Origin of the sequence: Bacteroides sp. AM37-9 (genome assembly GCF_003603455.1) — a bacterium.
GTDB classification, from domain to species: Bacteria; Bacteroidota; Bacteroidia; order Bacteroidales; family Bacteroidaceae; genus Bacteroides; species Bacteroides xylanisolvens.
Genome location: NZ_QTNF01000005.1, coordinates 136,193 through 147,950, shown reverse-complemented (window position 1 = coordinate 147,950; position 11,758 = coordinate 136,193). Strand labels below are relative to the sequence as shown.

Sequence of the window (11,758 nt, the reverse complement as noted above, 5' to 3'; positions counted from 1 at the left end):
TATCTTCGTATTTAATAGGTAGTAAACCTAAAAATGAAATATAAAGTATGAGACAAATTTTATTGGGACTATGTCTTCTTTGCTTATTGAATAATGTATCCGGACAGGAAAACGGACGGGAAATTCCGTTGCCGGAGAAAATGCCGCAAGAACATCCGAGAGTGTTGACTACACCGGATGGAAAGCAGGATACGTGGGAGCTGATTAAAAAAGAGAAATGGGCGAAAGACGTATTCAATAAATTGAAGGAACGAACTGAAGTATATACCAATCTGACGGATGCTCAACCCGCATGGTTGTTATCCCGTCTGGCCATGTATTGGAAATCTCATGCAACCGAGGTATATGTGAAAGGTGAGACCTACGATTATGCCGGAGGCGAAAAAGCTCCTTATCCGACTGTCCGTTATACAGGGACACGTGGAACGGCTGCTACTCATGGCCGTCCCAAACTGGCAGATGTAGTACCTTATGACGATGATGAAAACGGAAATGTGACTTTTTGCAATAATGCATTGCCGGAACGTCCTTTGGAAAGTGTACATCCGTCAAAAACGGGACGGAATATCGAAAGTCTGAACCGGGAAATTCTGGGAATAGCTTGTGATGCAGCTTTCCTCTATTGGATGACAGATGAGGAGAAATTCGCGAAACTGGCTGCCGGTGTGTTTGATACGTATATGACTGGAATTTATTACAGAAATGTTCCCATTGATCTGAATCATGGTCATCAACAGACATTGGTGGGATTGACTTCTTTTGAAGTGATTCACGAAGATGCCCTGCATATCGTTGTTCCCTTGTATGATTTTCTTTATAATTACCTGAAGATCAACTATCCGGAAAAGATGGATATCTATGCCGGTGCATTTAAGAAATGGGCGGATAACATCATAGCGAATGGAGTCCCTCATAATAACTGGGATTTATTGCAGGCACGATATATCATGAATGTGGGATTGGTGCTTGAAGATAATAAGGAGTATGCAGATGGAAAAGGACGTGAATATTATATTGATTATGTGTTGAACCGTTCCAGTATCCGTCAATGGAGTCTGTCTCGTCTTGCCGATTATGGCTTTGATTCAACAACTGGTATCTGGGCAGAGTGTCCGGGATATAGCAGTGTGGTAATCAACGATTATGCTAATTTTGCCAATCAGTTTGATAATAATTTGAAATATGATTTGGTAAAGGCTATGCCTGTACTGTCGAAAGCAGTGGCAGCCACTCCGCAATATCTTTTTCCCAACCGGATGATTTGTGGGTTCGGAGATACGCATCCAAGCTATTTGAATACGAATTTCTTTATCCGCATGATACAGAATGCGCAGGCAAACGGTAAAACGGAACAGGAGAACTACTTCACTGCTTTGCTGAAATGCTTAAATCCCGAAATTGATAATGAAAAGGGTGAGAAGAATAACGTGCGTGTATCTGTCAATTCTTTCTTTGAAGATAAACCGTTAAGTCTGAATCCGAAAGTGAAAGCAGGAAAGATAGAGGACTATGTTTCTCCTTTATTCTATGCTCCCAATGTGTCATGGCTGGTGCAGCGGAACGGAATGCATCCGCGTCATAGTCTGATGATTTCTCTGAATGCCAGTGAAGGAAACCACATGCACGCTAACGGCATCTCCATGGAACTTTATGGAAAAGGATATGTGCTTGGGCCAGATGCAGGAATTGGTCTGACTTTGTATAGTGGCCTGGATTATGCCGAATATTATTCTCAATTTCCAAGTCACAATACAGTATGCGTAGATGGAATATCGAGCTATCCGGTAATGAAAAGCAATCATTCTTTTGACTTGCTTTCCTGTTTTCCTGCTTCGGCAGAACCGGGAAAGGAGTTTACTTCTGTGACTTATAGCAATGTCTATTTTCGTGAACCGGAAAGCAGGGCGGATCAGACCCGAATGATGAGCATTGTTACCACCGGACTCGAGACAGGATATTATGTGGATGTATTCCGGAGCCGGAAAGAGCGGGGAGGGGATAAGATGCATGATTATTTCTATCATAATCTCGGACAGACCATGACATTGACAGCAGCTGATGGTACAGACCTGAATCTGCGACCGACAGAAGAACTTGCTTTTGCGGGAGCGCATCTGTATGGTTATTCTTATTTATATGACAAGAAAGTTGCAGCTACCGGTAAAGATGTAAAAGCGACCTTTACCATCGACATGAAAGATAAAGGTGGGGATGATATAGTAATGAATCTCTGGATGAAAGGGGAACCGGATCGTGAAGTTTTCACAGCCTTGTCACCGATGACCGAAGGTTTAAGTCGTACACCTGGTATGCCATATAATATAAAAGAACAACCAACATTGACTTTCGTGGCCCGTCAGCATGGAGAAGCATGGACTCGTCCTTTTGTCGCAGTCTATGAACCGAGTACGAAGAAAGAACCGTCTGCCATTCAGTCTGTATCCTATTTTGATGCGGAAGAAACTGTTTTGAAAGACTTTGCCGGTATCTGTGTGAAAAGCAAAAATGGGCGTACAGATCATATTTTCTCCTTGTCTGATGCTACGCAGACCGCCACTTATCAAGGAATGAAAGTAAAAGCAGACTATGCAATTGTCAGCAATGAATATGCAGGAAACCGGACTTTATTCCTGGGGAACGGAACACAACTTGTTGCACCCGGGGTGACCGTTCATACGGATCAGGCGGGCAATGTGTTACTCGAAAAGAAACAGGGAAAATGGTATATCCTTTCTTCTGTTCCTTGTACGGTGGTTATTAATGGAAAGAAGATAAAATCAGGAATAACATCGCAACTCACGTTATTGCCTGTCTGATTAAAATGATTCTGAATGAAAAAAGCATATCTAGTGTGGGGGGATTAATGATACTTATGATGGAATTAAACAGGGTAGGACAAAATGTGTCTTTTCTGTGATGGGAGGATTATATATGGAAATAACAAAGATGGATCTATTTAGGATATTACAAGGTAGAAAGAAGGGGCTATTGCTCACATTTATTGCATTTTCAATTTTTGCAAATGCGCAACTGGTGACTTATCCGGAAGGATTGAAAGCAGGGATGCAACATAATGACGATTATACTGTCCGGGTACGTGTGCCGGGTGGAGAATGGAAAGACTTGTTTGAATATAATGTCAGTGTGGATATGGACAATGTACAATCAGCTTCTATGGTACAGTTTGATATGGGCAGTCCTGTTGAGGTGATGGTAAAGAAGAATAACGGGCTGATTCAAGATGTACAAATCCGACCTTTGGTAAATGGAATCCGGCATACGGTAAATCAGAACACTATTTTATTTACTTTGGAGAAACCACGATATCTATCCGTGGAATTTAATGGTGACCGCTTGCATAATCTTCATCTGTTTGCTAATCCTTTGGAGACAGAAACTTACTCGGAAAGTAGTGCGGACGTCATGTATTTTGGACCGGGAATACATCGTCCCCAGGATGTTCCCAATAATCAAATTCGGATCCCTTCTAATACAACAGTTTATCTGGCACCGGGCGCTGTCGTAAAAGCAAAATTATTGATAGATAAAGCCGAGAATGTACGTATCATTGGTCGTGGAATCCTCGATCATCCACTACGCGGCATTGAAGTAACTTATTCTAAAAATGTATTGGTTGATGGAATAACCATTGTAAATCCCGATCATTATACGGTTTTCGGAGGTGAAACCACCGGCTTGACCATCAAGAACCTGAAATCTTTCAGTTGTAAAGGATGGAGCGACGGCATTGATCTGATGTGTTGCAATGAGGTATTGATTGATAATGTTTTCATGCGAAATAGTGATGACTGCATTGCTGTTTATGCACATCGTTGGAATTATTACGGCGGAAGTAAAAATATCACTTTACAGAATTCTATCCTTTGGGCTGATATTGCACACCCTGTCAATATCGGCGGACATGGCAATTCGGCGGATGAAGTGGGAGAGACAGTAGAAAACATAACTGTCCGCAATATCGATATTCTGGAACATGATGAAGATGATCCTCTTTATCAGGGATGCATGACGATAGATTGCGGTGATAAGAACCTGGTACGTAATATCTTGTTCGATAATATAAGAGTAGAAAGTATTCAGGAAGGACGTTTGTTCCATGTCAATGTCCGCTTCAATCCGAAATATGACAAGCAGCCCGGACGGGGTATTGAGGATGTTATTTTCCGTAATATAACCTATAATGGAGTAGGCGAGAATCCCTCTCTATTGAAAGGATTAGATGAGAATCGTAGAATAAAAAATGTGACTTTTGATAATGTGATGATAAATGGGGTGAAGATGAAGAATATCGATGGCTTTATAACGAATGAATTTGTGAAAGGAATTAAAGTAAAATAATTATCTTTGTTCGTAAGTAAGACATAGCAGAAAAAAGAGACTTAAAAATAACACTATGATTAACAGGCTTATATGTATTGTTTGGGTGATATGGTTGGGGAGTATCCATGAAGTAGTACAGGCACAACGAGCCTTTGTACATCCCGGTATCACTTATACAAAGGGTGATCTGGATAGAATGAAAGCAATGATTGAAGTGCAAAAAGAGCCCTACTATTCTACTTTTCTGAAATTGAAAGAATCCCCCTATTCTTCATTGGAAGCTCCTGTTCATCATCGTGGAAAGCAAATTCAGGGAGGACGATTCAATGCTACCATTGGAGTAGATGGCAGGCGTGCCCATGATTTGGCATTGCTCTGGCATCTGACCGGAGATGAGGCTTATGCACGTAAAGCGGTAGAGTTTCTGAATGCAAATTCTTATTATACAAACACAAGTAGTCGTGGTACAGGACCACTCGATAATGGCAAAATCTACTTGCTGATAGATGCTGCGGAACTAATGCGTGACTATCCGGGATGGAAAAAGGAAGATCAACGGAGATTTAAAGATATGTTGGTTTATCCGGGATATAGCCATACAGAGGATTTGGCTGCCAAGTATGCCGATTACTGGGATGATTCGAAGAATGGAATAACCTTCTACTGGAATATCTATAATTTTGATGTTGCGCGTTTCGGAAATCAAGGATTGTTTGCAGCGCGCGGAATGATGGCAATGGCAATTTATCTGGATAATGAAATAATGTATGACCGTGCTTACCGTTATTTATTGGGCATGAAACATCGGGCGGACGATTTACCTTATCCCTCCGGTCCTGCAATCAGTAGCGAAGAGCCGATCCGCACGTCACCCACCATCATTGATTATAAATTGCTGGGAAGGAAAACGGATATTTCTGATTATGGTTATGATGAGCAGTTACAACATTATATTTATCCGAACGGACAATGCCAGGAGTCAAGCCGCGATCAGGGGCATGTGTTTGCCGGAGTTCATAATTATGTGGCAATAGCGGAAATGGCATGGAATCAGGGAGACTCTCTTTATAGCTGTCTGAATAATCGTCTGTTGTCCGGATTAGAATGGAATTATCGTTATAACCTTTCGAAGATACAATCTTATGAAGATCAGAAAGAAGCCTGGGAACCCACCGGATTTACAAAAGACGCAAATGAAGTAACTTTTGAAAATGGAAAGTTTTTGCAAATAAAGAGTCGTAGCGGACGATGGGAGTCAGTAAGTATATCTTCGCATGGGCGGGGAGATGTTTCCGGGAGCGGTGGAACACGTGAAATGGCTTTGGCTCACTATGCGGTACGTGCCGGTTTACCTTTGGAAAAGTACACGTGGCTTCAACGTTATCGTGATTATATGATTGAACATTATGGCTGTGAAAACTGGGGAATAGCTCCTAATTGGTTTTACGAATGGACGGGATGGGGAACATTAACGAAACGCCTGACTCCTTGGATGGCAGGTGATCCGGTGATTTTTTCTTCGGGAAAGCGAATCTCCGGAATACATCTTCTACCCGGTACAATCCAAGCAGCTGATTATGATTACTACTCTTTATCAGAGAATCCCGAAGGTCATACCTATCATAATGTAGGGGTGAAACGGGGAAATGAATACCGTCCGGATGGGGCTGTCGAATTAAAGAACATAGGAAACGAATATGTAGTGACACAAGTAGAAGATGGAGAATGGATGAATTATACAGTAAAGGTGCCGTCTGTAGGAACATATACTGTTTATATCACTTATCAATCGAGAACTAAATCAGCACTTTCCGTTGCTTCTGATCAGGGTACTGATACGGGAACAACTTCTTTACCGGCTTCAAAGCAATGGACAGAAAAAGAAATAGGCTGCTTGTCACTTTCAGCAGGAGCATGTGTCTTGCGTTTATCGGTGAAAGAGGCAGGGGAAAATTTGCTTCTTGGCAAGATTCATGTTAGATTGCAGGGCGAAAAGAAAAAATAATCGCAGGGTAGATACGGGGATTTGACTTTTGCTTCGTATATAAAATAGTAACAATGTAAAGTGATGGCCATGAAAACACGAATATATTTGTTAATAGCCTTATTGGGCGTCCTATTCCTGAATAACGCATATTCGCAGGAGTCCTCTTATGTCTTCCGGCATATCGGGGTTACTGAAGGACTACCGGATAATTATGTCAAAAGTGTATTCTCTCTTCCGGACGGGCGGATCGGTGTCCGTAGCACAGTATTGCTTAGTTTGTATGATGGTGCAAACTATGCCAACTACCCTTTTACCCTTAGGGAAGAATATCCCATTTCATATAATCATATTATCCCTGAACAATACATTGATGCCGATAAGCGTTTATGGATGAAAGAACGTGGTATATTACGTGTTTTTGACTTGATTACTGAACAATATGTCCATAATGTAGATTCTCTGTTGCTTCAATTCGGTATCAAAGAAAAGGTGGCGGATATGTTTGTTGACTCGGAAAAACATTGTTGGTTTTTGACGTCCGGTTCGTTGGTGTATATGTATGATAGCAAGAAGAAATCTTTGGACTTGATATGCCGGAATGATGAATTTATGGAATTCTATGGTGGACTCTTAGGAGTGGAAAGCCATGGAAATTGTAGCTGGATGGTTCATCAGAAAGGAGCTATCCGTTGTTATGATCAGGAGAAGAAGCGTTTTGTCAAACAAATAAATTTCCTGGAAGGGCAGTTGAAACCGGACGATCGCGTCATCTTGAAAATACTGGGTAATGGAGACTTTTGGGCAATGTGGGATCGTGGAGTTGGTTATTATGACGTATATAACAACAAATGGAACCAGATTTCTGATATACAACTCGGACATTATTCCTGGTTTACCTCCATGGATATAGATAAAGGAGGAAATGCATGGGTTGGTACTGTACAGGATGGAATATATACCATAGATATGCATAATTTCTCGGTCACTCATACATACGATCTTTCTTTATTATCGGGCAAAAAACTGCAGAGTGGCATTCAGAGTATTTATTGTGATTGGGAAAGCAATGCTGTTTGGATTGGTTTGTACAATCAAGGTATCTGCTATTACCATCCCAGTATGAATAAACTCATGATATGCAATAAGAAAGTGCTGACCGGAGCTTGGGGGGGAGAAGAAATTCGCTGTATGTTAGAAACTTCGGATGGGGCTATCCTGATGGGAACTTCACAAGGACTTTATCGCTATTGTCCTGAGTCACACCGTATGGATATTTTTTATAAGGAATTTAATCAGAAAAACTGTCGGGTGCTTTATGAAGATAATCAGAAACGAATTTGGGTAGGCACTTATCATGACGGATTATATTGTATCGAAAAAGGAAAAGTGAGAGCCTTTGCTTATCCCAATACGGACTATCAGAATGAACTGGATTATAGCAATATACGTACGATGGTGTCGGACTCGTCCGGACGGTTATGGATCAGTATATACGGTGGCGGCGGAGTCGGTCAGCTCAACCCCGATAATGGGAAGATTACTCTGTTGTCGGAGCAATTTCCTGAATTGAAAAAATACAAAGTGGCCAATGCATTGGCTGTGGATAGTCATTCAAGATTAATAGTCGGGAGCGATAATGGTTTATATATCTATGATCCTGCAAAGAATACAGTATGGATACCGGAACAGGATGGAGGAGCCAATTCTGTATTTAATCGTGGCAGTTATAAATATAATCAGATTCTGAAAGACCATGAAGGCACATTGTGGTTTGCTACGCAGTATGGACTGACCATTTTGACTTCTGATGACAAGAGTTATACGTTAGGTAAAGAAGAAGGATTGACCAGTGCAATTCTAAATGTCGTAGAAGATCATAATCATGATATCTGGATTTCTACGGTTACTTCGATTTATAAGATTAAAGTAGATAGAAAAGCGGATAAATACTCGTTTCATGTGGTCAGTTACCTATCTGAAGCAGAGATTCGTCAGGATGATCTGTTTAATTTTCCTTCGATGGTAACCAAGAACAACAAACTCTATTTCGGGTTAATGGACGGATTTGTCACTTTCTTACCGGAGAGTATGCTTGACAACCAATGTCTTGTCCGTCCCTTGATTACCTCATTCAGACTGTTCAATGTTTCGGTTAGTTCCGGAGAAGAATATAATGGACGTGTATTGTTCGACAAGGCACTTAGCTATTCAGACGGAGTTTCTTTGGACTATGATGAGAATTTCGTAACGCTTGAATTTTCCGGGTTGAACTTTCCCAATCCTTCGCAAACCTCTTTCCGCTATTTGTTGGACGGACTTGATAAAGAATGGACTGAAACATTGTTTGAAAGCGGGCAGGGGCGTGTTACCTATAATAATCTTCCTCCCGGTGAATATATTTTTCGTGTATCGGCAGCCGGAAATGACCGGGTATGGGGACCGGAGGCGGAGTTTGCCATAACGATTCATCCTCCTTTCTGGGATACAGTTTTCGCCCGTATCCTTTATGCAATTCTTTGCTGTCTGGCCATAGTAGGAATAATCTATGTAGTCAACCGTCGTAATCACCAAAGAATGATTCGTATGCAACAGGAGGAGGCTTTGAAACAGAAAGAAGAACTGGATCAGATGAAATTCCGTTTCTTTACCAACATCAGTCATGAACTGCGTACCCCGTTGACGTTGATTATAACTCCACTCGATATGATGATACGCAGAGTAGCAGATGAGACAATGAAGAAACAGTTGAATACCATTTATAAGAATGCGCAAAACCTATTGTCACTGGTCAATCAATTACTTGATTTCCGGAAATTGGAAATGAAAGGAGAGAGGCTGAACCTGATGAATGGGGATATGGAGGAATTTATAGTCTCTGCCTGCAACAATTTTACACCGATGGCAGTCGAAAATCATCTTAACTTTGTCAATCAGACTTTGCATAGACCTGTCTATATGTTTTTTGATCGCGACAAAGTGCATAAGATTGTGAATAATCTGTTGTCCAATGCCTTTAAATTTACCCCTGAAGGTGGTACGGTAAATCTGTTCTTTTCTACAGAAGAGATCGAACAAAGAATGTATGTTAAGATTGAAGTCTCCGATACAGGAATCGGAATTTCCGAATCTGATCTTCCTTATATTTTCGATCGTTTCTATCAGGTGGGTAAGCAGGCGGATGAAAAACTGGGTAGCGGTATCGGCCTGCATTTGGTCAGGGAATATGTGACAATCCATGAAGGTAAGGTCAAAGTAGAGAGTCAGGTAGATCGTGGATCGACATTTATAGTATGGATACCGATGGATTTGAAACTGGAAGAGGAAGCCATGTCTGAAGCAACGGAGGAAATAGTGGCAGGTGAAGTTGCAGAAGCGAGTGCTCCTGTGGTTACCGGAGAAGACAATCATAAGAAATTGTTGTTGGTAGAGGATAACAAGGAATTCCGCACATTCTTGAAAGAGCAATTGGAGGATTTCTATCAGATTGTGGAAGCCGGTGATGGTGAAGAAGGCGAAAAATGTGCGATAGAGGAAAATCCGGATTTGATTATCAGCGATATTATGATGCCGAAAGTAGATGGTATTGAGCTTTGTCGCCGTATTAAGACGAATGTGCAGACTTCCCATATTCCGGTGATATTGTTGACAGCCCGTACGGCAGATGATATAAAAATCAATAGTTATGAAGTAGGAGCGGATTCTTATATGTCGAAACCTTTCAACTTTGACATGTTGATGGTTCGCATCGAAAAACTGATAGAGCAACAGGAGAAGAGAAAACAGGAATTCCGTAAGAACATTGAAGTAAATCCCAGTGCGATAACGATTACTTCGGTGGATGAACAGTTGATACAGAAGAGTCTGGAGTATTTGGAAAAGAACATGGATAATCCGGAATATGGGGTGGAAGAACTAAGCTGCGACCTGGGTATGGCGCGTATGAGTCTTTATCGCAAGCTGCAATCGATTACAGGTGATACACCAACGGACTTCATCCGTAGTATTCGTCTGAAGCGTGCGGCACAACTCTTGCAAGGCAGTCAATTGCCGATTGTGGAGGTAGCCAATCGGGTAGGATTCAGTTCGCCGAGTTATTTTTCAAAATGTTTTAAAGAGATGTTTGGGATGTTACCAAAGCAGTATGTAGAAGAGCATGAGAAAAAAGAATAATGAAAAAAGACTTCAGACTGTAATATAATTTATTACTTTTGCATCAATTTGGTTATTCGATAGCCTGTCTGGCGATCATAGTATCGCAGACTTTTAATTTTTAATCTTTAATTGATATTATATGAAAGTATTAGTTTTTATTTCATTGGTTGGAAGTTTGTTGTTGGCTTCTTGTGGAGGTAGTGGTTCGAAAGGTAATGCAAACGCTCAAGAGGTGAATCCGGCAGATACTATTTATTTGGGTGACTTGCGTGAGAAATTTGATGGAGACAGTGTGTTCTTTAAAGTCGTTGCTCCGGATCTGATGTTGATGGATTATCAATATTTATGGGCTGTAACAGAATCGGAAGCGATCGAAAAGGGTCTGACAAAAGAATACTATAAACGCGTCAAAAAAGAAATTACCGATACGAATGAAGCTATCAAAAGAGGTGTCATGAAAGGTGCGAACGTAAAACGTATACCGGATTTTCAAGAATTACAAACGAGCAAATGAAAGAATGTAGATGAGGTAACATCATCTATGCAAATATAGAAACAGGGGAGTCGTTAGAAGTAGCGTCTCCTCTTTTTTTTCTGATAATGATAAGAAAATCCCCGATGAAATGGGGAATTTTATGAAAAGAATAGAATTGTTACAATTGCGTTGTCATCTGTTACTTTTCTTGTATCCGTTCTAAAGCCTATTCCTTACTTTTGTAACATCGTTAAACGGATAAATTTAATGCCATGAATAAACAGTCTTCTACATTTGACAGATTCTTCTCTGAATGTTACTTGAAATATAGAGTCTTTATCAAGAACTATATCGCCATCCGTATTTGTCATCCATACGAAGCGGAAGATCTGGCGCAAGATGTCTTTGTTCGTTTATGGGAACACAGGGCATTTGTGAACAAAGATACTGTATGGTCTTTACTTGTCACTATTGCACGTAATCTTGTGACGGATAAAATCCGCCGTTATTATAAACAGGAAGATTTTATCTCTTACATATATAATAATGTCGAAGACAGCAGTCGGAATACCACCGAAGAAGCGGTGCAATATGATGAATTGGAAAAACTGCATCACACAGTGGTGGAAAATCTTCCTGCTAAGCGTCGTCGAATTTATGAATTGAGCTTTCATCATGAATTATCGTGTCCTGCCATCGCTGGAAAGTTGTCATTATCTCCTCGCACGGTGGAATGTCAACTATTACTGGCTCGTAAGACTGTTCGCACCTATTTGAAAAATGAATTCTCCAAAGTCGGTTAA

At 40.8% G+C, this 11,758-nt stretch carries 6 protein-coding genes; all 6 read left to right on the top strand.

Annotation, left to right across the window (positions count from 1 at the left end):
* The first annotated feature begins 47 nt into the window (after positions 1–47).
* The 6 genes from DW862_RS05485 to DW862_RS05460 all read left to right on the top strand — a co-directional run bounded on the left by DW862_RS05485 (position 48) and on the right by DW862_RS05460 (position 11,758).
* The gene (locus DW862_RS05485) at positions 48–2,816 is read left to right on the top strand and encodes a heparinase II/III family protein (RefSeq protein WP_120067429.1); all 2,769 of its coding nucleotides are present in this window, start codon (positions 48–50) and stop codon (positions 2,814–2,816) included.
* A 130-nt stretch (positions 2,817–2,946) separates the two neighbouring features.
* A complete protein-coding gene (locus tag DW862_RS05480) occupies positions 2,947–4,359 on the top strand; it encodes a glycosyl hydrolase family 28 protein (RefSeq protein ID WP_032811824.1) in 1,413 nt (470 codons plus the stop codon).
* Between the two features lie 55 nt (positions 4,360–4,414).
* Positions 4,415–6,346, top strand: coding sequence for an alginate lyase family protein (locus DW862_RS05475; RefSeq protein ID WP_120067428.1), 1,932 nt, complete (start codon positions 4,415–4,417; stop codon positions 6,344–6,346).
* Positions 6,347–6,415: 69 nt separating this feature from the next.
* The gene (locus DW862_RS05470) at positions 6,416–10,498 is read left to right on the top strand and encodes a hybrid sensor histidine kinase/response regulator transcription factor (RefSeq protein ID WP_120067451.1); all 4,083 of its coding nucleotides are present in this window, start codon (positions 6,416–6,418) and stop codon (positions 10,496–10,498) included.
* 121 nt (positions 10,499–10,619) lie between these two features.
* On the top strand, positions 10,620–10,994 hold the full coding sequence (locus DW862_RS05465; protein ID WP_120067427.1) for a hypothetical protein: 375 nt from the start codon (positions 10,620–10,622) through the stop codon (positions 10,992–10,994).
* 233 nt (positions 10,995–11,227) lie between these two features.
* Positions 11,228–11,758 carry a sigma-70 family RNA polymerase sigma factor gene (locus DW862_RS05460; RefSeq protein ID WP_120067426.1) on the top strand — a complete coding sequence of 177 codons (531 nt, stop codon included), beginning with the start codon at positions 11,228–11,230 and terminating at the stop codon, positions 11,756–11,758.